We start from the raw sequence: 22,782 nt of genomic DNA, 5'->3' as shown, positions 1-22,782 counted from the left end.
GCCGCCGGCCACTTCCAGCACCCGAAAAAAAGTTTGCCGACGGCAACGCTTTGGCTGCGCGACGGATCATTTTGCGCAAACTTTTTGGACCACTTCGCAGTCCGCAGCGACACCGATCAGAACCACTTCGCGTCCCTCGGCATCGGCTTCAACGCGTCAACAGCAGCCGCTCATCACTACCGATCATCACGTGATGCTGACACCGGCATAAAAAAAACGGCCGCTGGTAGCGGCCGTTTTTCGGATCACGACAGGACTCAGTGGTCCTCGTTCTCCAACATCTCGGCGTAGTCGTCCGGGCCAAGCAGGTCGTTCAACTGATCCGGATCGGACAGCTCGACCACGTACAGCCAGCCGTCGCCGTAAGCGTCTTCGTTGATCGTTTCCGGCTTGTCGGTCACCGCTTCGTTGACTTCGACAACGGTGCCGGACACCGGGCTGTAGACGTCGGAAGCCGCCTTCACCGACTCGACCACAGCGGCGCCAACGCCAGCCTGCACGCTGTCACCGACAGCCGGCAGTTCGACATAGACCAGGTCACCCAGCAATCCCTGGGCATGATCGGAAATACCGACGGTAACGCGGTTGCTGCCTTCGACACGGGCCCACTCGTGGGACTTGAGGAACTTGAGGTCGCCAGGGATCTCGCTCATGGAACTACTCCGGAAAAACGGTGGTCGGGATGAAGCGCTAGTTTAACGAACCGGAAGCAAGGTCGCTTCCGGCCCGGTCCTACAGGTCAAAGATTGATGCCGGCCTGTGCCTGGCCGTCACGCACGAACGGGAACTTCACGATGCGCACCGGCACTTCCTTGCCGCGGATATCCACCCGCACATCACCCGGCGCGCCGGCCGGCACGCGTGCGAAGGCAATCGCCTTGCCCAGCGTCGGTGAGAAGGTGCCGGACAGGATCTCGCCTTCGCCATTGGCGGTGAGCACCTTCTGGCCGTGGCGCAGCACGCCCTTCTCGTCCATCACCAGGCCGATCATCTGGCGCGCGTTGCCGGCGGCCTTCTGCGCTTCCAGCACGGCGCGGCCGGTGAACGCGCGCGGCGTGCCATCGGCCAGGTCATCCAGCGCCACGGTCCAGGCCAGCGCCGCCTCGTACGGAGTAATGGCTTCGTCCATGTCCTGGCCGTACAGATTCATGCCGGCTTCCAGTCGCAGCGTGTCGCGCGCACCAAGGCCGGCCGGCTTCACGCCAGCAGCCAGCAGCGCATTCCAGAACGCCACGACCGCGCTCTGCGGCAGCAGCACTTCGTAGCCGTCTTCGCCGGTGTAACCGGTGCGTGCGACGAACAGTTCAACGCCGTCGATGGAGCTGACGGTCAGTGCAGCGAAGCGGCCGAGCTTGTCCAGCGCGGCACGATCCGACTCCGCTACCAGCCCGGCGACCAGCGCACGCGCCTGCGGTCCCTGCACGGCGACGATGGCCAGGTCTTCGCGTTCGACCACCTCGACACCGAAGGCTTCGGCGTGCTGACGGATCCAGGCCAGGTCCTTCTCGCGGGTGGAGGCATTGACCACCATGCGGAACATGTCTTCGGCCAGGAAGTAGACGATCAGGTCGTCGATCACCCCGCCCTGCGCATTGAGCATGCACGAGTACAGGGCCTTGCCGCGGACCTTGATCTTGTCGATGGAGTTGGCCAGCAGCTGGCGCAGGAACTCGCGGGTGCGCGCACCCTTCAGGTCGACCACGGTCATGTGGCTGACGTCGAACATGCCGGCGGCGCTGCGGACCAGGTTGTGCTCGTCGATCTGCGAGCCGTAGTGGATCGGCATGTCCCAACCTCCGAAGTCGACCATCTTGGCGCCGAGTGAGCGGTGGGTTTCGTTGAGCAGAGTCTTCAGGGTCATGGCCGTTCCACACTAAGGGGACCGCCATTATCCCAGATGGTTACTTTTAAAACCTGCGGCACTGCCACAACGGCAGTACCGCAGCGGTATTCAGACTGGCTGCACCTTCAGCGTCATGCCGTCCACGGCCACCACCCGCACCGTACTGCCCTGCGGCAGGTCGGGACCGGCGACCACCCAGAACGCATCGTCCACCTTGGCCCGGCCGACACCGGCGCTGATCGCCTGCTCCAGCGTCACCACCCGCCCGATCAACTGCTCGGCGCGGCGGTTGAGCAACGGCTGGTCGCTGGGCCGTGCACGCTGCCGGAACCAGGTGCGATAGACCTGGATCGAGACAAAGCTCAGCACCACGAACAGGATCACCTGCAGCAGCACGCTCATGCCGTCGATTGCCCAGACGGTGAGGAACACCGCCGCTGCAGCGATGCCCATCCACAGCATGAAGGCACCCGGCGCCAGCGCCTCGGCGGCGAACAAGGTCACCGCCAGCGCCGCCCAGATCACCACTTCCCAGCGCATGGCTCAGCGCCCCAGCGGCGGCGGGTTGCCGCGTGCAGGCTGCTTGGTTTCGCCCTGCTTGGCGAAAGCTTCCTTGGCCAGTTCCGAGATACCGGCAATGGAGCTGATCACACCGGTGGCCTCCATCGGCATCAACACCAGCTTCTGGTTGGGCGAGTTGGCCAGTTCACTGAAGGCTTCCACGTACTTCTGCGCGATGAAGTAATTGATCGCCTGCACGCTGCCGTTGGCAATCGCATCGGACACCATCGCGGTCGCCTTGGCCTCGGCCTCGGCCAGGCGCTCGCGCGCCTCTGCGTCGCGGAACGCGGCTTCCTTGCGACCTTCGGCCTCCAGTACCGCCGACTGCTTCTGGCCTTCGGCGCGCAGGATCTCCGACTGGCGGATACCTTCGGCCTCCAGCACCGCTGCACGCTTGTTCTGCTCGGCCATCTTCTGCTGCTGCATCGACTGCACCAGGTTGGCCGGCGGCTGGATGTCCTTGATCTCGATGCGGGTGACCTTGACGCCCCACGGATTGGTGGCGTGGTCGACCACGTTGAGCAGCTTGGCGTTGATGGTTTCGCGCTGGCTCAGCGATTCATCCAGGTCCATCGAGCCGATCACGGTACGGATATTGGTCTGCACCAGGGCGATCATCGCCACTTCCAGGTTGGCCACTTCATAGGCCGCCTTGGCCGCATCCAGCACCTGGAAGAACACCACCCCATCCACCCGCACCACCGCATTGTCCTTGGTGATGACGTCCTGGCTGGGAACGTCCAGCACCTGCTCCATCATGTTTACCTTGCGGCCGACGCCGTAAACAATCGGGATCAGGAAGTGTAGGCCGGGGCTCATCGTATGCGTGTACTTGCCGAAGCGCTCCACCGTCCATTCGTAGCCCTGCGGCACCATCCTCACCGTCTTGAACAGCACGATGATGCCGGCCACCACGACCACCAACGCCAACAACCCTGCTCCGCCGCCCATGGGACCGTTCCTTGTGCTGATTGATGTGCCGAGTATAGCCACAGCCAAGGACACCGCCGGCCAGGCGCTTACAGCCGCACCCGCCCGCGCAGGATGTCGACGAACATCACCCAGTCACCGGCAAATGAATAGAAGGGGTGGCGAAAGGTCGCCGGCCGGTTCTTCTCGAAGAAGAAGTGCCCGACCCAGGCAAAGCCGTAGCCGCATAGCAGCGCGAACCACAGCCAGCGCAGCTGGCCGCTCCACAGCAGCATCGCGACACAGAGCAGCACGCCGCAGCTGCCGATGAAATGCAGGCGGCGACTGACGACGTTGCTGTGTTCGCCCAGGTAGAAGGGGTAGAACTCACGGAAACTGCTGAAACCTGACATGGCCTGCACCCAAGGCTGGATGCCGCCAGCATAGGCGTTTCAGTTGCTGCGCGGGGCGAACATGATCACCGCCATGCCAAGCAGGCAGAGACCGCCGCCGAGCAGGTCCCAGCGGGTGGGCTTGACCGAGTCCACCAGCCACAGCCACAGCAGTGCCACGCAGACATAGACACCACCGTAGGCGGCATAGACACGCCCACTGGCGGCCGGATGCAGGGTCAGCAGCCATGCAAACAAGGCAAGGCTGGCGGCAGCCGGCAACAGCAACCACGGGCTGCCCTGCTGCCGCAGCCATAGCCACGGCAGGTAGCAGCCGACGATCTCGGCCAATGCGGTCAGCAGGAACAGGGCGAGGGTTTTCACTTCGCCGCGTCCTTTTCCTGCTGCTTCACCTGCTGCCACAGTGCCTCCTGCTGCTGCAGGTCAAGTTGCGACATTGCCTTTCCCTGCGCAGCCGCCAGCGCTTCCATCGCGCGGAAGCGGCGCTCGAATTTGTGGTTGGCATGGCGCAGGGCGGTGCCGCTATCGACCTTGGCGTGGCGGGCAAGATTGGCGCAGACAAACAACACATCACCCAGTTCTTCCTGCAGGCGGGTGTGGTTGTCCACGCCTGTGGCAGCATGCGCGAACTCGGCCTGCACTTCGTCGATTTCCTCGCGCAGCTTGTCCAGCACCGGCACCGCGTCGGGCCAATCGAAGCCGGTACGGGCCGCACGCGACTGCAGCTTGGTGGCGCGCAGCCATTCCGGCAGTCCACGCGAGACACCGGCCAATGCCGACCCATCCTGCTCGCCCTTGGCGGCGCGTTCGCTGCGTTTGATCTCGTCCCAGTTGGCCAATACTTCGTCGGAATCACTGACTTCGGCGTCGGCAAAGATATGCGGGTGGCGGCGGATCATCTTGTTGCTGATCGAGGCCACCACATCACCGAAATCGAAGGCCCCCTGCTCGCTGGCCATCTGCGCGTGGAATACCACCTGCAGCAGCAGATCGCCGAGCTCGTCCTTCAGATCCGGCAGATCGTTGCGGTCGATGGCGTCGGCCACTTCGTAAGCCTCCTCCACCGTATACGGCGCGATGCTGGCGAAGTCCTGTTCCAGGTCCCACGGGCATCCGCCATTGGGATCGCGCAGGCGCGCCATGATCTGCAACAGGGTCTGGATATCGGTCAATTCGGACATGCGCACATCACCTTGTTACGAATACGCCGGCAATTGCCGGCGTTTGAAGTTCACTGCAGGCAGCCAGTGGCCGGGCGTCAAAGCCCGGCCACCCACTCCTGCCACGGCAACGAGGCATCACCCAAGGCGACGAAGTCGCCATTGAGCAGACGCGGGCGTTGGTTGTAGGCAAACGGCACGCCGTCATCGGCCGCCAACACGGCACCGCCTGCTGCCTCCAGCACGCATTGACCGGCGGCGGTATCCCATTCACTGGTTGGCCCAAGGCGCGGGTACACATCCAGCGTCCCTTCGGCGATGCGGCAGAACTTCAGCGAGGAACCCTGCGCGACCAGCTCGATCTCGCCCATCCGCGCCAACAAGGTGGCCGTACGGGCACTGGCATGTGAGCGGCTGGCGGCGACCCGCAGCGGCGATGCCGGTGGCACCCGCGTATTGATCGCATCCTGCTGCTCACCGCTGCGGCGCCAGGCCTGGCCACCGCGCTGTGCATGCCAGATGACCTCGGTCACCGGTGCCTGTACCACCCCAAACACCGACACGCCATCTTCGATCAACGCGATATTGACGCTGAACTCGCCATTGCGCTTGATGAACTCGCGGGTGCCGTCCAGCGGGTCCACCAGCCAATAGCGCTGCCACTGCCGACGCGTCTCCCAAGGCAACTGCGCGGATTCCTCGGACAGCACCGGGATATCCGGGGTGAGCTGCGACAAGCCTGCAACGATCAGCCGATGGGCGGCCAGGTCGGCCGTGGTGACCGGACTGTCGTCGGCCTTCTGTTCGATATCGAAACCACTGGCATAGACCTGCATGATCGCCGCGCCTGCGCGCTGGGCGATATCCAGCACGCCTTCGCGCAGCACGTCATCAACTACTGCGCTCATGCGCCACCTCGCAGCCACTCACGGGCAATGAACAGGGCTGCCAGCGAGCGTCCCTCGGAGAAATCCTCGCGCAGCATCAGCTGGTCCAGCTCGGCCAGCTTCCACGGCACCACCTCCAGCTCCTCGGGCTCGTCGCCAGGCAGACGCTGCGGATACAGATCACGTGCCAGCACCAGGGTGGACTGATGACTCATATAAGTAGGTGCCAAGGTCAGGCTGCGCAGCGCATCCAGCTTGCGCGCGCCATAACCGGCCTCCTCCTTGAGTTCGCGGTCGGCCGCTTCTATCGGCGTTTCGCCTTCATCGATGCGCCCCTTGACCAGGCCCAGCTCGTAGCGATGCAGGCCGGCGGCGTATTCACGCACCAGCAGCACGGTCTCCTCATCGAGCATCGGCACCACCACGACAGCACCGTGGCCGCCGCTGACCAGCCGCTGGAAATGCCGACGCTCGCCGTTGGAAAACTCCAGATCCAGCTGCTGCTGACGGAAGGGACCGATGTGTTCTTCGACCACGTTGTGGATCTGTGGCAGGCGGCGACTCATGCGCCACTCCGGGCAAAACGACGGTAGACCGATAGAATGCGCATTGGCAGATACGTTTTCATGACGTTGAAATGCTAGCAGACCCAGCCGCTCCCCATGTGGCACCGCCTTTGCGAGAACTCCCATGCGCCTTACCCGTAGCCCGATCGAACTGCCGCTTGCCGTCGGCCAGACCCTGTCCCTGCCCGAGGATGTGGCCAATCATCTGGTACGGGTGATGCGCCTGCGCGAGGGCGAAGGCTGCATCCTGTTCAACGGCGATGGCAACGACTATGCAGCCACCCTCAGCGCGATCAGCAAGCGCGAGGTACAGGTGCACATCGACAGCGCCCAGGCCGTCGACAATGAATCACCGCTGGCGATCACCTTGCTGCAGGGCATTGCCAGGGGCGAGAAGATGGACCTGATCCTGCAGAAGGCCACCGAGCTTGGAGTCAGCCGCATCATTCCGGTCAATGCCGAGCGTACCGAGGTCAAGCTGGACGCGGCACGGGCCGAGAAGCGCATCGCTCACTGGCGCAACGTGGTGGGTTCGGCCTGTGGTCAATCCGGGCGCGCACGGATCCCATCCATTGGCAGCCCGCAGGCGCTGGCCGCGGCCGCCGCGGCACTGCCCGAGCACACCATGCGCCTGACCCTGGACCCACTGGGCGAACACCGCTTGGCCTCGCTGCCTGACGCACCGGCAAACGGGGTTGTGATCGCGATAGGCCCGGAAGGTGGTTGGTCGCCGCGCGATCGCCAGCAACTGAGCGAGGCGGGCTTCCAGGGCCTGCAGCTGGGCCCACGCATCCTGCGCACGGAGACCGCCGGCCTGGCCGCAATCGCGGCCCTGCAGGCGCGGCTGGGCGATCTGTAGCGCCCAGCCGTGCTCGGCTGGGGCGTTCAGTGTCGGCTTTTGTAGGAGCGGCGTCAGCCGCGAAGCTGACACTGCCGAAATCACCGGCCCGTCTGCAATCTGATGTGATGCGAGCTTCGCGGCTTACGCCGCTCCTACAATGCTCGGGCGGGAAAGCCCCTGCCGAGCATGGCTCGGCACTACCGCACAACCAGGTCAGGCTACGGCTTCTGCCAGGGCGAGGATGACCGCGCTTTCGACCGCATCCAGGTCCGGTAACAGCGCGCTTTGTTCGCCCAGCAATACGCGCATGTGCACGCCTACCGGCAGGCTTTCTTCCGATGCGTCGGCCAGCAGACCGTCGCGGGGTACCGCGATCAGCTGCGGGAAGGACTGGGTCAGCAGGGCGAAATACGGCAGGTCCGGGTTACCCCCCAGCGCCTTGAGCACCACCACCTTGTTGTTGCTGGTCACCATTTCATTGCCATGGCCACTGAGGCCGGCATAGGACAGCAACGGCACGCTCCAGCCATGCCACGCGATCTGCCCGACCAGCCACCCGGGGGTATTGGCAATCGGCTCGACCGCAACACGGGACATCATTTCCGCCACCGTCGCGTTGGGCAGCAATACGCGCTCGGTACCGGCCTGTATCAGTACCCCACGGACTTCATCGTTGTTTGCGTAGCTCATCGTCAGTTCCTGGGTCGCGCTGCGGTCAGGCCGCGCAATGCACAGCCAATTCGGCAGCGAGATATTCCGGATCGCCGGCGCTCAAGCCAGCGACAGCCAGTTGGCTGGCAGCGGCCGGGTCATAGCACCCCTCGCCGATCTGCCCCGCCACCCAGCCACCCTTGCCGGCAAACTCCAGCACCGGGGCGACCATCGCCACGTCGGCGCCACTGAGCATCAGCACCGCGCTGCGGTCCGGCTGCAAAGCGCCGAGCAGATCGTTGGCTTCCGCGCAGAAGCGCAGGCCCTCGGCACTCGACTCCACGCCGATCACGTCGGGAAGAATATAGACATCGCCCGGGACCAGGTTCTGGCCCGGATCGGCCAAGGTCACCGGCAACGGTGTGGCCCGCGCCATCTGCTTGACCAGGTTGGCATAACGACCGCCATCCAGGCGCAGCTGCACCAGCACCGGCCGCGCGAAGTCTTCCGGCAGGCTGGCCAGCACGCGGCGCACCGCATCCGGGCCACCAATACCGGCGATCAGCAGCACCGCACCATTGCCTTCGGCAGGGCCAGCATCGATCTCAACCAGGGACAACTCGCTGTTGAGCAGGCTGGCCAGGGCCGGAGGCGGCTCCGGGGTGCTGGTGGTTGCAGCAGGCGCCGTCTCGTAGCCGTCGTCCTCCACCAGCGACCAGCTGCTGAAGTCAGCAATCGGTGCCTTCCTGCTCTCAGCTTCCACCGGCGCGACAACCGGCTCCGGCGGCAGCGGCGGTGGCAGGCCCGGCGACGATGGTTGCGCAGGTTGCGCGTTCCCGCCGATCAGTTCCTCGAACGACAGCACTTCCGGGCGCGGTTCAAGCGCGCTGACCGGAGCGACGTAGATTTCGTCGGCGGGCAGGTCATAGGCCTGCACCTGCGCCTCATCAAGATGGAACTGCAGTGGTGCGTCCACGTGCCCGTCGGCCGGACGTGGCGGCAGACCCGGTTCCAAGGTGACTGCCGGCTCGGCCTCTTCATGTTCCAGGCCCGGCGGCAGCACGTTGTCGTGGCCCTGCAGCTTGGCCGCCAGATGACGGATCCACCGCTGTGCTTCCCAGCCTTCGCGGCGAGCGGCCAGCTCGGCTTCCTCGAACAACAGAGAAAGCTCAGGCGTCTCCAGCACCGACTCCAGCCGCTCCAGCGCGTCCTCGACTGCCGGCTCCAAGGCCACCAGCACGACCTGGGGCGCAGCCGAGGTCAGTGTCGCCGGCTCCAACTGGTTGGGGTCTTCTTCCAGCACGATGCGGCCGCCAGCGGCGACCAGCGCCTCGCGCAGGCGATCACGGGCGGCACCGGCACGGGCCAGCAATGCAACCGGCTTGGCAGCGTCGTCAGTCGCGTGCACGGGCGATCCCCAGCAGGTCATAGACATTGCGCATCAGATCCAGCTCCTGGTACGGCTTGCCGAGATAGCGTTGCACGCCGATCTCGAATGCGCGCTGGCGATGCTTGTCGCCACTGCGCGAGGTGATCATCACGATCGGGATGTTCTTGTAGCGCGGATCGGCACGCATCGCGGTGGCCAGCTCGTAGCCGTCCATGCGCGGCATCTCGATATCCAGCAACATCAGGTCCGGGATGCGCTCTTCCAGCTGCTCCAGCGCTTCGACGCCGTCGCGGGCCACCGCTACATCCAGGTTGTGACGTTCCAGCACACGGCCGGTCACCTTGCGCATGGTCAGCGAATCGTCGACCACCATCACCAGCGGCACATGGCGCTGGTTGCTGGTTTCGGTGTGCTCGACCAACTGCTGCGGCTGGGTGAGATGACGACGCACCAGCGGTGCCACGTCCAGGATCACCACCACGTTGCCTTCGCCGGTGATCGTGGCGCCGTAGATGCCCGGCACCGACGCGATCTGCAAGCCCACCGGCTTGACCACGACTTCGCGGTTGCCCAGCACCTGGTCGATCGCAACCGCTGCGCGCAGGTCGCCGGAGCGCACCAGCAGCAGCGGTATCTCGGCCTGGCCTTCGGCCTTGGCAGCAACCTGACCCACCAGGGTGCCGAGGTTGTACAGGCTGAAATCTTCGCCGTTGTAGTGGTAGCCGCCCTGCCCGGACTCGAAACGCTCGCGGGAGATACGACCGATGCCGCTGACCGATGCCACTGGCACCGCGTAGGTGGTTTCGCCGATGCGGACAAACACCGCCTGGGTGACCGCCAGCGTCTGCGGCAGGCGCAGGGTGAAGGTCGCACCCTGCCCGCGCACCGAGTGGATGTCCACCGAGCCGCCGAGCTGGCGCACTTCGTTGCGCACCACGTCCATGCCCACACCGCGGCCTGCCAGCTGGCTGACCTGTTCGCTGGTGCTGAAGCCGGACGCAAAGATCATCTGGTCCAGCTGGGTATCGTCGATCTGCTCGTCGCTGCCCAGCAGGCCACGCTGCTCGGCGCGGCGACGGATCGCCTCGCGGTCCAGGCCGGCACCGTCATCGCCCACTTCCAGCACGATTTCCGAACCTTCGCGGCGCAGACGCAAGGCGATTTCGCCTTCTTCCGGCTTGCCCGCGGCAGTACGTGCAGCCGGCTGCTCCAGGCCATGCGCAACCGAGTTGCGCAGCATGTGCTCCAGCGGCGCGACCATGCGATCCAGCACGTTGCGATCGAGTTCGCCGTGGGTGCCTTCCAGCTTCAGGTGCACCTGCTTGTCGGTTTCCTGCGCGGCCTGGCGCACCACGCGACGCAGGCGCGGCACCAGTCCGTCGAACGGCACCATGCGCGCACGCATCAGGCCATCCTGCAGTTCCGAGCTGACACGCGACTGCTGCTGCAGCAAGGTGTCGTAGTTGCGCGACAGATCGTCCAGCACACCTTGCAGACCGCCCAAGTCGGCCGCCGATTCGTTCAGCGCACGGCTGAGCTGCTGCAGGGTGGAGAAGCGGTCCAGTTCCAGCGGATCGAAGGTCTGGTCGGCCTGCTCATGCTCGCGGCGGTAACGCGCCACGATCTGCGCTTCGGTTTCCAGATCCAGACGACGCAGCTGGTCGCGCAGACGTGCGTTGGTGCGATCCAACTCGGCCATGGCGCCACGGAACGCGCCCAGCTGCTGCTCCAGGCGCGAGCGGTAGATCGCCACTTCGCCGGCGTGGTTGACCAGGCTGTCGAGCAGATCGGCACGCACGCGCACCTGTTCCTGGCCGCGCGGCGCACCTTCTTCCTCGTTGCTCGCCTGTTCTTCGCGCAGCGGTGCAGACAGCGGTTCGATCGCCGCCAGCGGCTTCGGCAGCACGTCGGCAGAAGCAGCATTTGCCGGTGCCGATTCGAACGTGCTGACAACTGCTTCCACCGGTGCCTGCGCGGCTTCGGCGCGCCCATCGGTACGCGCTTCGAAGGCCTCGATCAGATCGGTCGGCATGACCACTGCGCGATGCTCACCGGTGCGGATCAACAACTGGTGCAGACGGTCGAAACCGCGCTCCAGCAGCTGCACGTCGGCGCGGGTGATCTCGGTGCGGTTGGCGGCAACCGCCTCCAGCAGCGATTCGATGGCATGGCCAAGGTCGCCGATGGCATTGATGCCGGCCATGCGTGCACCACCCTTGAGGGTGTGCAGGTCACGCTGCAGACCCGCCAGCGCCTCGCGGTCTTCCGGCGCGGCGCGCATGTCGTTGACCAGACCATCGCAATGGTCGAGCAGGTCCTTGCCTTCCTCGACAAAGATATCGACCAGCTCGCGATCCAGGTCGGCGAAATTCAGCGGCCCAGCGTCCAGTTCGTGCGCCACGGCCGCAGCGACTGGTACCTCAGCCTGTTCCGGCAACGCTGCGGTCAGCGGTGCCAGCACGGTCTTGGCGACGGCAATGGTTTCGACGCCAACCGGCTCGACAACCTCGCTCACAGCCACATCGTCAAGCTGAGCGGCTTCTTCAAGCTGCTCGGCTTCTTCGGTTGCCAGTGCGTCCTCGACCGACGCAGCTTCTTCATTCGAAGCGATGTCTTCGATCAACGCAGCTTCGTCGACAGCTGCCTCAGCTTCGATTTCAGCTTCTACTGCTGTTTCAGTTTCAGTTTCGGCTTCGGCTTCGGCTTCGGCTTCCAGCTCCAACGCTGCATCCACAACCGGCTCCTCGCCAATCGGAGCAACAACGTCGGTCTGGGCGGCCGCGATCGACGAAGGCACGCCGCTGTCATCGGTGACTTCGTCGAGCTCCGCGGCAGCATCAGCCTGCTCTTCGGCCACAGCCGTTTCAATCTCTTCTGCTTCTGCTTCTGCTACCGTCAGCTCGCTTTCTGCAGCCTGCCCAGCCGGGCTTGATGCTTCGGCTTCGGCTTCAACCGAGCCAAGCTGTGCTGCGCCAACACCAGCTGCAGCTGCAGCGGTGGCGATGGCCAGGGCGCGTGCGACCACGCTGTCACGGTCATCCGGATGGCTGGACGCTTCCAGCGCGACCGACGCGTTCTGCTGACCATCTTCGACCTGCGTGTCGACTGCTTCGGCTGCAGATGCCAGATCAACTTCAGTGCCGACAGCCGATTCGGATTCAACCTCGCCAGCTTCAACGGCAAGCTGCGGATCCGTTGCTTCTGCTGTCTCCTCAGCGTCGTGTGCAGCACCCCAGGTGGACGCCCGCACCGCGTCATAGTGGTCTTCAGCTTCGACGGCTTGCTGCGGGGCAACCGGCTCGACGACTTCAGCCGATCCGGCGATGTCGATCTGCCCGCTCACTTCATCAACGACAACCACGGCTTCCGACCCGCTTGCAACGGCGGCGTCGACCGGCTGCGACAGCGGCTCCACATCAACTGCATCAGCACCGTCAGCTGTCTCGTGTGCATCGTGCTCGGCAACGTCGGCACCAGCCCGCAGGAACTCCGGTTCGGCTGCGGCCAGCGGCGCAGGGACGTCCTGCGATGCTTCGCTGCCAGGCGTCTCATCCAGCAAGCCAGCGTCGAAGTACGCGGACAGGTCTTCCGTACCAACCGGCTCGGAACCAACGTCGCTGTCCAGCGAACCGGTCGACGGCACAGCCGCGATATCGTCTGCGACAAGGTCGTCTTCGGCCTGCATCGGTGGCCACTTGCCTTCCGGCAGGGCATCAACCAGCCCCTGCAGACGCTCAGCCACGCCCGGGAACGCCGGGATGCGTGGTGACGACGCACGCAGCGCCGTGATCGTGGTCTGTACCGCCACCGCCATCTGCGCCAGCGCATCCACGCCCGCAGCTGTCGGCGTCACCGCAGCCGCCAGCGAACGCTTGACGAAGGTTTCCGCCGGGCTGGTGATCTGGGTGATCACCGGCACATCGGTCATCGCGAATGCACCGCTCATGGTGTGCACGGCGCGCAACAGGTCTTCGGACACCGGCTGCGGCTGTGCAGCCGAGCCAGCCAGCCAGGCATTGACCGTGACCAGATGCGCGCCGATCTCGGCTTCGAGAATCTCGCGCAGCACCTCATCCACCGACGCAGGGGTACCTTCCGCATCGTCGATTTCGATGGCCGATGCAACGTCGTTTTCCGCCGGCGCGACGATCGCGATTTCCGGCGCCACCTGCTCAGCCGGCGCGGCCGCTGCAACAGCGCTGGCACCGGTCACGTAGAACGCTTCTTCGCCCGCGGCAACGCGGTCAGCCACATCCTGTATGCCCAATAGATCGGACTGGATGTTGCCAACGCCGCGCAGCGCGGCATTCAGTTCCGGCAATACGTCATAGGCCTGGGTCACCGCAGCCATGACGGCGGGGCTGGCGGGACGGCTGCCGTCGAGCACGCGGTTGAGCATGCTCTCGATCTTCCAGCTGAACTCGCCCAGGGTGCGTGCACCCACCAGGCGCCCGCTGCCCTTCAAGGTATGGAATACGCGCCGTACCGGGCGCAGACGCTCCATGTTGGCTGGTGCCGCGCGCCATGCGGGCAGCAGGTTGCCAAGGTTCTCAAGCTCTTCGTCGAATTCCTCGATGAAGACGTCACGGATGTCCTGATCGATTACATCGCCGCCATCGATGAAGCCGCCATCAAGCTGCTGCGCCGGCGCGGAAGCACGCGTCGGCGCGGCAGCACTGGCAGCACTATCGGCAACTTCCGCCGTAACCGGCTCAGGCTGCAGCGACTCAGGCAGCGCGAACGGATCGAAGGCCTCGGCAGCTGCATCAAGCTGCGCCATGAACGCAGCGGTTTCCATATCCAGCTTGGACACGGCTTCCGCCGGCATGGATGCCGGTTCGATCGGGGCGGATGCCTGTTCAACCGGCGTGGCGGCCAGCTCCCAGTCGTTGGTCAGCGATACCGGCGCGTTCGTTGTGTCATCGATCACCGGGTTGACGGCTTCCAGCTCCGGGCTGAAGAACACATCGGTGTCGGCAAACTCAAGGTTGACCAGCTCGGCATCAAGCGCGCCGGTGCTGGCAGGCTGGGACACCTGCGCTGCTGCTGTATCGGTACCGTCCAGCGTCAACAGCGAGGCGTCGAAGTGATAGCTGTCGCTGGCGACGGTGGACGTCGCGTCCTCGGCGGCGACCGGGTCGAAACTCGCGGCAAACGACGCCGGTGTTTCCGCGCCGTTCGAGTCCGCTGGCTCCTGGCCTTCAAGCACCATCGGCGCCAGGCTGAAACTGCTCGCAGCGGCTTCCGGCGTCTCGGCGGCCACTGGATCGAATGCAAAACTTCCGGCTGCACCGTCTGCTGCCTGCGACGCAGACACCGCAGGCACGTCCACAAGCTGGACCGGTGCGACTGGGGTTGCCACGGCATTGATCGCCGCGCCAAACACCAATGGGTAATCGGCGACAGCAGCCTGCGGCTTTTCTTCCACTTCCAGTGGCGGCAACGGCGGCGGCACGGCCGCTGCAGCGATGATCGCTGCCTGTTCGACAACCGGCGAGGCTTCGCCCGCAGTTTCGACAACTTCAGCCGGTGCTTCGGCCACATCCGCAACTGCCGAATCGGCCACGGCGTTGCCTGCGCTGTCCGCAACGGCTGCAGCGCTCAGGTCGGCAACCGCCGTCTCGACAACAGCACTGTCGGCCACGGCCTGCTGCGACGGAATCGGCCAGTAACGCAGGGTTTCCAGGCTGGTGCGGGTGATATCGAGGATTTCCTCGCGGCCCGGGCGGCGATCGCGCAGGGCTTCAAGGAAGTACTCCAGGCTGGCCATGGCGTCGGCCAGGGTGTCGAGCTGGCGCCCGCTGGGAATACGCTGGCGCGCGATCAGCTCGACGTCGATGTACTGGCGTACGGCCTGCAGGTAATCGGCCGGCGCCGGCATTTCCAGCATGCGCAGTGCGCCGGAGACCTCGCCCAGCAGGCGTGGCACTTCGGCCAGGCGGGCATGGTCCCAATTGGTCTCGATGAAGGCGACAAAGGACTCGCGCGCAGCGGTGAAATTGGCGATGGCTTCATGCGCCAGCACTTCCACGGTGCGGCGTGTCTCCACCGAACCCGCATCATCTTCACCCGCGACGTTGGCGCCCAGATGGGCAACCTGCTCGTCCAGCGAGGCGTCCACATAGAGCAGCGCGCCAGCGATATCCAGCAACAGGTTGTCATCGATCTGACGACTGCCGTTGACGACCTCGTGCAGCGAATCGCGCTGCTGGGCAACGATGCCACGGGCAACGCCCAGGCCCATCACGCCCAAGGTATCCGAGACGGCGCCCAGCTCATTGACCTGGACCTGCAGGTCGGCCGGATTGCCATCCATGCGCATATGCAGGTCGAGCGCATCCTTGATGCGCATCAGCTCTTCCTTGACCGCACTGCCGACGGTATCGAGCAGCTCGCGGTTACGCCCGCTCACGCTGCCACGGGCGTGCTCAAGCTCGTCCGGGCTGGCGTCGCTGGCATCGGGATTGAAGGCGAACAGCACGCTTTCATTGATGCCTTCAGCGCCGCGTGCCGCGCGGATGTCATTGAGCAACGGCAGCAGCACGATCGGGATATCACGGTGGCCGTTCTGCAGGCGCTCCAGGTAGTCGGGCAGCAGCACGGTGCCGCGCATCAGCGTGGCGCAGGCCTCATCGCGGTCGGCGACGCCACCGTCACGCACCGCATTGGCCAGCAGTTCCAGCTCCTCGGCAACCATCGCCGGTGCATACAGCTCCACCATCCGCAGCGTGCCCTGCACCTGGTGCAGGTAACCGGCGCAGAAACGCATGCGACTGGAATCGCTGGGGTCTTCCACGAACGCTTCGACCTCGTTGCGCACCTGGCGCAGGGTCTCGTCCAGCTCGGGCTTTACCCACCCAAGAGCTGCGTGGCTCATCGCATCGCGCAAGGTACTCATCGCACTCCCCCGTGCAGCATCAATTGCATGCCGTCCGGGCGGCCCTGCGTTGCGTTGTGACGAAACTTCATCTGCTGATTCCTCTGCATCCCCGCCCGATCAGTCCGTTCAGGCCGGCAACTTGAAGTCGGCCACCGAACGGCGCAGCTCTGCCGCCAACTGGTTCAACTGACCCAGCGAGTCGGCGGTCTGCCCGGCACCCTGCGAGGTCTGGCCGGTAATCTGCCGGATAACGCCCATCGTCTGGGTGATATCGGTAGCTGCCGAGGCCTGCTGGTTGGCGGCGATGGAGATGCTTTTAATCAAGTTGTTGAGTGCGTTGGACACGCGTTCGATTTCGGTCAGTGCGGTACCGGCGTCCTCGGCCAGGCGCGCACCGGACACCACTTCGGCGGTGGTCTGTTCCATCGAGGTAACCGCTTCGTTGGTATCGGCCTGAATCGCCTGCACCAGACCTTCGATTCGACGGGTTGCGCCGGAGGTACGTTCTGCCAGGCGCTGCACTTCGTCAGCCACCACGGCGAAACCGCGACCGGCTTCACCGGCCGAGGCTGCCTGCACGGCGGCGTTCAATGCCAGGATGTTGGTCTGCTCGGAAATGTCGTTGATCAGTTCCACGATCGAGCCGATCTCCTGCGAAGATTCACCCAGGCGCTTGATGCGCTTGGAGGTTTCCTGGATCTGGTCGCGGATCTGGTCCATGCCCTGGATGGTCTGGCGCACCACGCCGGCACCTTCGGTCGCGATGACCACCGAGCGCTGTGCCACTTCAGCCGACTCGGTGGAGTTGCGCGACACCTGCTCAATGGAGGTAGCGATTTCGCCGATACGGTCCGAGGCGCTGGTGATCTCGTCGGCCTGGTGGCCTGCGGCTTCGGCCAGCTGCATTGCCGTTGCCTGGGTTTCCTGTGCCGACACTGCCACCTTCGAGGAGATGTCGTTGATGGTGGTCACCAGGTGGCGCAGTTCGTCCACGGCGTAGTTGATAGCGTCGGCGATGGCGCCAGTCATGTCCTCGGTCACCGAGGCTTTTACCGTCAGGTCACCTTCACCGAGCGAGCTGATTTCGTCCAGCAGACGCATAATCGCCTGTTGGTTGCGGCTGTTGAATTCCACCTGGGTCTGGTAACGCACGTCCTGCTCACGCGAACGGGTACGCACCGTGCTCCAGACGAAGCCAATGATCGACAGCACCGACAGGCCGCCGAAGATCACGCTCCACCAGAAGTTCGGGAAGATGCGGGTGTCGCGAGCCGAACCGAACGCCGAAAACGCGTCGAACAGCTTGCGGCTGCTTTCCAGCATCTTGTCCGAACCGGTCGCCAGTGCGGCCGCCGAGGACTGTGCAGCAAACAGGTTGCGCGAGCTGGCCAGAATGGCGTCGGCATCCTTCTTCATCTTGGCCCACTGGTTGGCCGATTGTTCCAGCGCAACCTGTGCATTGGCATTGCGCACGGCGGAAATGCCCATTTCCTCATTGCCGTTGCGCAGGCCTTCCAGCACCTGGGTGAACACCACCATATCGCGTGCCAGTGCGTCGCCAGCGCCGCTTGCGCCAGCACCACCGGCGCGGATTTCAGTGACGCGACGGGCCATGGTGCCCACCACCACCACCTGCTGCAGGCCGTTGTAGACCTGCGAGGACTGGGCGCCGCCGGCAGTCATTGCGCGCACTACTTCGTTCAACTGCGCCTGCAGCTGCGGCACCGCGCCAACGAAGGCATCGGCATTACCGGCCAGGGCCAGCACCGCAGGCTCGGAGGCGACGATCTGCTCGGCGTTCTTGGACAGCGGCTTCCAGGTATCGACCAGCGCGCTCAGCGGGCCGGACACACCAGTCTCATTGCCGTAACGGCCCTGCAACTCGCTGACCGTACTTTCCACCTTGCTGCGCGTGTCCTTGAACGCGGCGTAGCTTTCGCGGCTACCGGCCACGGCTTCACGGCCCTGGTTGGCCAGCTGCTGTGACAGCACCTGCAGATCCGCGGCGCCGGTACTGGCGCCGGCCAGACGACTGCCCTGCCAGGTGGCCACGCCGGTGTTGGCACCGAACACGACCATCGAGAGCACCAACAAGCCCAACCAGAAGTTGGTGCTTACATTGCCAAGCTTGCCAGCCTTGGCGGCTTCAGGAGCAGTACTCATCGTTCGACCTCGGTCTCAATACGAAGAGGCAAGCGTGCCGTCAGGCGGCTGCTTGCCGGAATTCAGGAGTGCGGGAAAGCAGCGACAGCGAAAACACACCCCAATCACGGCCTTCATCGTGGAAGGCACGTTCGACGAAGTGCGCGTAACGGCCCTGGGCGATGTCACCGGCCGGCACCTGCATCGGTGCCTCGAAGCTGCGCTGGCCATACAACTCGTCGATCACCAGCGCCACGTCGCCGCCACTCTGGCGCATGATCAACACGCGTTGACCTTCCTGTGGCGGCGTACGCTCACCTTCCAGGAAGTTCTTCAGGTCCACCACCGGGAACAGGTTGCCGCGCAGGTTGCCCACGCCCAGCAACCAGGACTGGGCGCCGGGAACCGGCGTGACCGGCGGCATCGGCACGATTTCCACGACTTCGCGGAAGTCCGAGACCAGATGCCGGCTGCCGACGCGGTACCCCACGCCACGCCAGACATCCTGCGAAAAGCTGCGCTCGGGCAGCTGTACCGCGTGCGCCAGACTGCGGCGTTCGTAGGCTTCAAGGATGTCGAATGGAGAACGCATCAACCCACCAGTTTGTTGATCCGCGCGATCAGATCATCCTCGCGCGGCGGCTTGACGATGTAATCACTGGCGCCTTGACGCATGCCCCAGGCCTTGTCGGTTTCCATGCCCTTGGTGCTGACGATCAGCACCGGGATGGCACGCGTGGACTCGTCACGCGACAGCGCGCGGGTCGCCTGGAAACCACTCATCCCCGGCAACACCACGTCCATCAGCACCAGCTGCGGAGCCTGCTCACGGGCAATCTGCAGGCCGTCCTCGGCATTGTCAGCCGACAACACCTCGTGCCCAGCCTTGAGCAACCACTGTGTAAACACCGCCCTGTCGGTCGGTGAGTCCTCGATCAAAAGAATTCGAGCCATTGTGCCTTACCCCCTGGTCAGGCGTTGACGTATGTGCGGATGGCACCTAGTAGTTCGTCGCGGGTAAATGGCTTGGTGAGGTATTGCTCGGAACCGACGATGCGGCCACGGGCTTTGTCGAACAGGCCATCCTTGGATGACAGCATGATCACCGGCGTCGACTTGAACAGCTGGTTGCCCTTGATCAGCGCACAGGTCTGATAGCCATCCAGCCGCGGCATCATGATGTCGACGAAGATGATCTGTGGTTGCTGGTCGGCGATCTTGGCCAACGCTTCGAAACCGTCAGTAGCGGTAACGACCTCGCAACCTTCACGTTTGAGCAGTGTTTCAGCCGTGCGCCTGATGGTCTTCGAATCATCGATGACCATCACCTTCAGCCCTGCGAGTTCCCCACCCGCAGCCATGTTTTCAACCATTTTTGTTCCCCGAACGCGCGACCGATACCAAGTGCGATATTGCCGCGAAAGCGCATCTATATCCCAGCCCAGCCGCGAACTGTCAAGCGATGTCCGCAGGACTTGGCCGATCCCCAATGTAATGTGACCTGCATCTCAATAAAAGCGCAGCACCATTCAGCCTCAGCGTTCCGCTTTCCGCGCTGTGCGGCCCCGCCCTGAACAGCTAACATCGTCGACCAGATCTGCTGGATTCAAGTCATGCCTTTAGACGTCATCGTGGTGATGGATCCCATCGCCGACATCAAGATCGCCAAGGACACCACCTTTGCCATGCTGCTGGAAGCCCAGCGCCGCGGGCATCGGCTGCACTACGTGCGCCCCGGCGGGCTGTCCCTGCACGGCGGCCAGGCCCAGGCCGAGGTTGCCCCGCTGCAGGTGCGCGACGACAAGGCCGGCTGGTTCAGCCTGGGCGAGTTCGCCCCGCTGGCATTCGGCCCGGGGCAGATCGTGCTGATGCGCAAGGACCCGCCATTCGATGGCGAGTACCTGTACGACACCCACATCCTCAGCGTCGCCCAGCAGGCCGGCGCCACCGTGGTCAACGACCCGCAGGGCTTGCGCGACTTCAACGAGAAGCTGGCCGCGCTGCTGTTCCCGCAGTGCTGCCCGCCGACCCTGGTCAGCCGCAACGCGCGCGAACTCAAGGCCTTCGTGCTTGAACACGGCCAAGCCGTGCTCAAGCCGCTGGACGGCATGGGCGGGCGCTCGATTTTCCGCAGCGGCACCGGCGACCCCAATCTCAACGTGATCCTGGAGACGCTGACCGATGGCGGCCAGCACCTGGCTCTGGCGCAGCGCTTCATCCCCGACATCAGTGCTGGCGACAAGCGCATCCTGCTGATCGATGGTGTACCGGTGGACTACTGCCTGGCGCGCATCCCGCAGGGCGACGAATTCCGCGGCAACCTGGCCGCTGGCGGCCGTGGCGAAGGCCGCCCACTGAGCGAACGCGACCGCTGGATTGCTGCCCAGGTTGGCCCGGAAATGAAACGCCGCGGCATGCGTTTTGTGGGACTGGATGTGATTGGCGACTACCTGACCGAAGTCAACGTCACCAGCCCCACCTGCGTGCGCGAGCTGGATGCACAGTTCGGCCTGAACATCGCTGGCCAGTTGTTTGATGCCATCGAGGCTGGCCTGGCCTGATGTATTCCCAGCCTGACGTCCTGCCCGCGGCACCGCGGGTCAGCGAGCAGCAACGCCTGACCGCCACCCTGGTGCTGTCCACGCTGGTGCATGGCTTGCTGATCCTCGGTGTCGGCTTTGCAGTGAGCGACAACGCACCGCTGGTACCGACGCTGGATGTGATTTTCAGCCAGACCAGCACGCCGCTCACGCCCAAGCAGGCCGACTTCCTCGCCCAGGCCAACCAGCAGGGCGGCGGCGACCATGACAAGGCCCAGCGTCCTCGCGATTCCCAGGCCGGCATCGTGCCGCAGTTGCAGGACGGGCTGGCACCGGTACCGCTGCAGGCACAAAGCGCGGCCGCGCCACCGCCACCACAGGCGCGCATCATCACCAGCACCCAGGGCAAGGACCCGGTAGCGACCGCGCAGACCCAGCCGCTGCCCGATCGCCCCGATGCCAACGCGCCGATGAGTGCACGCGAACAACGCGATGCAGCAATGGCGCGACTGGCGGCCGAAGTGCATCTGCGCTCGGAGCAGTACGCCAAGCGCCCCAACCGCAAGTTCGTCTCGGCCAGCACCCGCGAATACGCCTATGCCAACTACCTGCGCGCCTGGGTCGACCGCGCCGAGCGCGTCGGCAACCTGAACTATCCCGACGAAGCGCGCCAGCGCCGGCTTGCCGGCCAGGTGGTGATCACCGTCGGCGTGCGCCGCGACGGCAGCGTGGAGAGCAGCCGCGTGCTGCGCAGCAGCGGCGTGCCCCTGCTGGATGCCACCGCCCTGCGCGTGATCGAGCAGGCGCAGCCGTTCCCGGCATTGCCCGAGACCAAGGACGACATCGACATCCTGCAGGTCACCCGCACCTGGATGTTCCTGCCCGGCGGGCAGTTGCACGACGATCGCTGAACCGGAATTTCGTAGGAGCGGCGTAAGCCGCGAAGCTGGCAATACCCGAACCACCAAGCTGATCGCCATCTGATGGCGCATGAGCTTCGCGGCTCACGCCGCTCCCACAAGCGGTGATGCCGCTGTGTTGTTGTGGGAGCGGTGTAAACCGCGAGGCTGGTGATGCCCGTACCACCGAGCTGATCGCCATCTGATGGTGCATGAGCTTCGCGGCTCACGCCGCTCCCACAAGCGGTGAAGCCGCTGCGTTGTTGTGGGAGCGGTGTAAACCGCGAGGCTGGTAATGCCCGTACCACCGAGCTGATCGCCATCTGATGGTGCATGACCTTCGCGGTTTACACCGCTCCCACAACCATCACACCCCGCGACCGCTTCAACGCTTGGAATCGCGCAAGGCCTGCTGTTCGATCAGGGTCAGCGCGACGTTGTCGCGCAGGTAGGCCGGCTGCACCAGCTCCGGGGCGATGGCTTCGCCGCGCAGCATCGCCGGCACGGCGATCCTCAGCACGTCGGCGGCACCGGGCAATGCCTGCGCGTCCACACTGCTCAGCCGCGGCTGCAGGCGCGCACTCAACACGCCCTCGCCCGCCGCAAAGCCAGTACCAACACCGGCCCAGCTGCTGTCATCGGCCGGCAACTGCACGGCATCCGGCGCGACCAGCAACTCACGCTCCTGCAACTGCAGTTCGCCATCGGCATCGCGCAGATAGCGCGCTGCGTAAAGCTCGCCCATGCGCGCATCGATGCAGGCCAGCACCCGCGGCGCATCGGCCGGTGCGCGCAGTGCCAAGGTCTGCAGGGTAGATACCGGCAGCAAGGGCCGGTCCAGTGCCAAGGCAATGCCCTGCGCGATCGCAATAGCCAAGCGCACACCGGTGAAAGCACCCGGTCCACGGCTCAGCGCGATGGCGTCCAGCTGGCTGCGGGCGACACCGGCTTCGGCCAGCAACTGCTCGGCCCACGGCAGACTCAACTCGGCGTGCCGACGCGGGGCGACTTCAAACCGCTCCAATACCTGCCCATCCACATACAGGGCGACGGAACAGGCTTCGGTGGCGGTTTCAAAGGCAAGCAGCTTCATGGCATCA

20 protein-coding genes are annotated in these 22,782 nt (G+C 64.7%); 3 read left to right on the top strand and 17 right to left on the bottom strand.

Features of this window, described 5'->3' with window-relative positions:
* Positions 1 to 257: 257 nt before the first annotated feature.
* The 9 genes from gcvH to nudE all read right to left on the bottom strand — a co-directional run bounded on the left by gcvH (position 258) and on the right by nudE (position 6,339).
* Positions 258 to 653: a glycine cleavage system protein GcvH gene (gcvH, locus tag AC1VWL_RS06065; protein ID WP_282270622.1), complete on the bottom strand. Its 396-nt coding sequence runs from the start codon at positions 651 to 653 to the stop codon at positions 258 to 260.
* Positions 654 to 739: 86 nt separating this feature from the next.
* Positions 740 to 1,861: a glycine cleavage system aminomethyltransferase GcvT gene (gcvT, locus tag AC1VWL_RS06060; RefSeq protein ID WP_482986105.1), complete on the bottom strand. Its 1,122-nt coding sequence runs from the start codon at positions 1,859 to 1,861 to the stop codon at positions 740 to 742.
* 90 nt (positions 1,862 to 1,951) lie between these two features.
* On the bottom strand, positions 1,952 to 2,383 hold the full coding sequence (locus AC1VWL_RS06055) for an NfeD family protein (RefSeq protein ID WP_282270620.1): 432 nt from the start codon (positions 2,381 to 2,383) through the stop codon (positions 1,952 to 1,954).
* A 3-nt stretch (positions 2,384 to 2,386) separates the two neighbouring features.
* A complete protein-coding gene (locus AC1VWL_RS06050; RefSeq protein WP_296252634.1) occupies positions 2,387 to 3,355 on the bottom strand; it encodes an SPFH domain-containing protein in 969 nt (322 codons plus the stop codon).
* A gap of 68 nt (positions 3,356 to 3,423) precedes the next feature.
* A complete protein-coding gene (locus AC1VWL_RS06045) occupies positions 3,424 to 3,726 on the bottom strand; it encodes an Mpo1-like protein (RefSeq protein WP_282270617.1) in 303 nt (100 codons plus the stop codon).
* Positions 3,727 to 3,765: 39 nt separating this feature from the next.
* Positions 3,766 to 4,089 (bottom strand): YnfA family protein, encoded by a 324-nt coding sequence (locus AC1VWL_RS06040; RefSeq protein WP_482986104.1) that lies wholly within the window; start codon positions 4,087 to 4,089, stop codon positions 3,766 to 3,768.
* Positions 4,086 to 4,907 carry a nucleoside triphosphate pyrophosphohydrolase gene (mazG, locus tag AC1VWL_RS06035; RefSeq protein ID WP_482986103.1) on the bottom strand — a complete coding sequence of 274 codons (822 nt, stop codon included), beginning with the start codon at positions 4,905 to 4,907 and terminating at the stop codon, positions 4,086 to 4,088. Before mazG ends, AC1VWL_RS06040 begins: the two co-directional genes overlap by 4 nt.
* 77 nt (positions 4,908 to 4,984) lie before the next feature.
* The gene (gene cysQ / locus AC1VWL_RS06030; RefSeq protein ID WP_482986102.1) at positions 4,985 to 5,794 is read right to left on the bottom strand and encodes a 3'(2'),5'-bisphosphate nucleotidase CysQ; all 810 of its coding nucleotides are present in this window, start codon (positions 5,792 to 5,794) and stop codon (positions 4,985 to 4,987) included.
* Positions 5,791 to 6,339 carry an ADP compounds hydrolase NudE gene (gene nudE / locus AC1VWL_RS06025; RefSeq protein ID WP_296252621.1) on the bottom strand — a complete coding sequence of 183 codons (549 nt, stop codon included), beginning with the start codon at positions 6,337 to 6,339 and terminating at the stop codon, positions 5,791 to 5,793. Before nudE ends, cysQ begins: the two co-directional genes overlap by 4 nt.
* A gap of 124 nt (positions 6,340 to 6,463) precedes the next feature.
* Between nudE and AC1VWL_RS06020 the strand changes: the two genes are divergently transcribed.
* Complete coding sequence (locus AC1VWL_RS06020) at positions 6,464 to 7,198, top strand: 16S rRNA (uracil(1498)-N(3))-methyltransferase (RefSeq protein WP_482986101.1); 735 nt, start codon at positions 6,464 to 6,466, stop codon at positions 7,196 to 7,198.
* 195 nt (positions 7,199 to 7,393) lie between these two features.
* Here AC1VWL_RS06020 and AC1VWL_RS06015 read toward each other — a convergent pair whose 3' ends face one another.
* The 7 genes from AC1VWL_RS06015 to pilG all read right to left on the bottom strand — a co-directional run bounded on the left by AC1VWL_RS06015 (position 7,394) and on the right by pilG (position 19,616).
* Positions 7,394 to 7,870: a chemotaxis protein CheW gene (locus tag AC1VWL_RS06015; RefSeq protein ID WP_282271128.1), complete on the bottom strand. Its 477-nt coding sequence runs from the start codon at positions 7,868 to 7,870 to the stop codon at positions 7,394 to 7,396.
* A 25-nt stretch (positions 7,871 to 7,895) separates the two neighbouring features.
* Positions 7,896 to 9,239, bottom strand: a complete 1,344-nt coding sequence (locus AC1VWL_RS06010) for a chemotaxis protein CheB (RefSeq protein WP_482986100.1) — start codon at positions 9,237 to 9,239, stop codon at positions 7,896 to 7,898.
* Positions 9,226 to 16,119: a hybrid sensor histidine kinase/response regulator gene (locus AC1VWL_RS06005; RefSeq protein WP_482986099.1), complete on the bottom strand. Its 6,894-nt coding sequence runs from the start codon at positions 16,117 to 16,119 to the stop codon at positions 9,226 to 9,228. Before AC1VWL_RS06005 ends, AC1VWL_RS06010 begins: the two co-directional genes overlap by 14 nt.
* A gap of 108 nt (positions 16,120 to 16,227) precedes the next feature.
* Positions 16,228 to 18,264 (bottom strand): methyl-accepting chemotaxis protein, encoded by a 2,037-nt coding sequence (locus AC1VWL_RS06000; protein ID WP_282271122.1) that lies wholly within the window; start codon positions 18,262 to 18,264, stop codon positions 16,228 to 16,230.
* 40 nt (positions 18,265 to 18,304) lie between these two features.
* Entirely contained in the window at positions 18,305 to 18,835 is a 531-nt protein-coding gene (locus tag AC1VWL_RS05995) for a chemotaxis protein CheW (RefSeq protein WP_481510165.1), read from the bottom strand.
* On the bottom strand, positions 18,835 to 19,197 hold the full coding sequence (locus AC1VWL_RS05990) for a response regulator (protein WP_282271119.1): 363 nt from the start codon (positions 19,195 to 19,197) through the stop codon (positions 18,835 to 18,837). Before AC1VWL_RS05990 ends, AC1VWL_RS05995 begins: the two co-directional genes overlap by 1 nt.
* Positions 19,198 to 19,214: 17 nt before the next feature.
* On the bottom strand, positions 19,215 to 19,616 hold the full coding sequence (pilG, locus tag AC1VWL_RS05985) for a twitching motility response regulator PilG (RefSeq protein ID WP_057628851.1): 402 nt from the start codon (positions 19,614 to 19,616) through the stop codon (positions 19,215 to 19,217).
* A 240-nt stretch (positions 19,617 to 19,856) separates the two neighbouring features.
* Between pilG and gshB the strand changes: the two genes are divergently transcribed.
* Together gshB and AC1VWL_RS05975 are read left to right on the top strand one after the other, a co-directional pair.
* Complete coding sequence (gene gshB, locus AC1VWL_RS05980; protein ID WP_296251146.1) at positions 19,857 to 20,804, top strand: glutathione synthase; 948 nt, start codon at positions 19,857 to 19,859, stop codon at positions 20,802 to 20,804.
* Positions 20,804 to 21,694 (top strand): energy transducer TonB, encoded by an 891-nt coding sequence (locus tag AC1VWL_RS05975; RefSeq protein ID WP_481547704.1) that lies wholly within the window; start codon positions 20,804 to 20,806, stop codon positions 21,692 to 21,694. The genes gshB and AC1VWL_RS05975 overlap by 1 nt, the downstream gene beginning before the upstream one ends.
* 373 nt (positions 21,695 to 22,067) lie before the next feature.
* Here AC1VWL_RS05975 and tsaB read toward each other — a convergent pair whose 3' ends face one another.
* Positions 22,068 to 22,775 (bottom strand): tRNA (adenosine(37)-N6)-threonylcarbamoyltransferase complex dimerization subunit type 1 TsaB, encoded by a 708-nt coding sequence (tsaB, locus tag AC1VWL_RS05970; RefSeq protein ID WP_482986098.1) that lies wholly within the window; start codon positions 22,773 to 22,775, stop codon positions 22,068 to 22,070.
* Positions 22,776 to 22,782 lie beyond the last annotated feature (7 nt).

This window comes from Stenotrophomonas sp. STEN063 (assembly GCF_056854515.1).
This window is presented reverse-complemented; position numbering and strand designations above follow the sequence as displayed.

What these genes read in the sequence shown, in the direction of transcription:
- gcvH (WP_282270622.1), bottom strand. Translation starts at nt 653, where the DNA reads ATGAGCGAGATCCCTGGCGACCTCAAGTTCCTCAAGTCCCACGAGTGG.
- gcvT (WP_482986105.1), bottom strand. Translation starts at nt 1,861, where the DNA reads ATGACCCTGAAGACTCTGCTCAACGAAACCCACCGCTCACTCGGCGCC.
- AC1VWL_RS06055 (WP_282270620.1), bottom strand. Translation starts at nt 2,383, where the DNA reads ATGCGCTGGGAAGTGGTGATCTGGGCGGCGCTGGCGGTGACCTTGTTC.
- AC1VWL_RS06050 (WP_296252634.1), bottom strand. Translation starts at nt 3,355, where the DNA reads ATGGGCGGCGGAGCAGGGTTGTTGGCGTTGGTGGTCGTGGTGGCCGGC.
- AC1VWL_RS06045 (WP_282270617.1), bottom strand. Translation starts at nt 3,726, where the DNA reads ATGTCAGGTTTCAGCAGTTTCCGTGAGTTCTACCCCTTCTACCTGGGC.
- mazG (WP_482986103.1), bottom strand. Translation starts at nt 4,907, where the DNA reads ATGTCCGAATTGACCGATATCCAGACCCTGTTGCAGATCATGGCGCGC.
- cysQ (WP_482986102.1), bottom strand. Translation starts at nt 5,794, where the DNA reads ATGAGCGCAGTAGTTGATGACGTGCTGCGCGAAGGCGTGCTGGATATC.
- nudE (WP_296252621.1), bottom strand. Translation starts at nt 6,339, where the DNA reads ATGAGTCGCCGCCTGCCACAGATCCACAACGTGGTCGAAGAACACATC.
- AC1VWL_RS06020 (WP_482986101.1), top strand. Translation starts at nt 6,464, where the DNA reads ATGCGCCTTACCCGTAGCCCGATCGAACTGCCGCTTGCCGTCGGCCAG.
- AC1VWL_RS06015 (WP_282271128.1), bottom strand. Translation starts at nt 7,870, where the DNA reads ATGAGCTACGCAAACAACGATGAAGTCCGTGGGGTACTGATACAGGCC.
- AC1VWL_RS06005 (WP_482986099.1), bottom strand. Translation starts at nt 16,119, where the DNA reads ATGAGTACCTTGCGCGATGCGATGAGCCACGCAGCTCTTGGGTGGGTA.
- AC1VWL_RS06000 (WP_282271122.1), bottom strand. Translation starts at nt 18,264, where the DNA reads ATGAGTACTGCTCCTGAAGCCGCCAAGGCTGGCAAGCTTGGCAATGTA.
- AC1VWL_RS05995 (WP_481510165.1), bottom strand. Translation starts at nt 18,835, where the DNA reads ATGCGTTCTCCATTCGACATCCTTGAAGCCTACGAACGCCGCAGTCTG.
- AC1VWL_RS05990 (WP_282271119.1), bottom strand. Translation starts at nt 19,197, where the DNA reads ATGGCTCGAATTCTTTTGATCGAGGACTCACCGACCGACAGGGCGGTG.
- pilG (WP_057628851.1), bottom strand. Translation starts at nt 19,616, where the DNA reads ATGGTTGAAAACATGGCTGCGGGTGGGGAACTCGCAGGGCTGAAGGTG.
- gshB (WP_296251146.1), top strand. Translation starts at nt 19,857, where the DNA reads ATGCCTTTAGACGTCATCGTGGTGATGGATCCCATCGCCGACATCAAG.
- AC1VWL_RS05975 (WP_481547704.1), top strand. Translation starts at nt 20,804, where the DNA reads ATGTATTCCCAGCCTGACGTCCTGCCCGCGGCACCGCGGGTCAGCGAG.
- tsaB (WP_482986098.1), bottom strand. Translation starts at nt 22,775, where the DNA reads ATGAAGCTGCTTGCCTTTGAAACCGCCACCGAAGCCTGTTCCGTCGCC.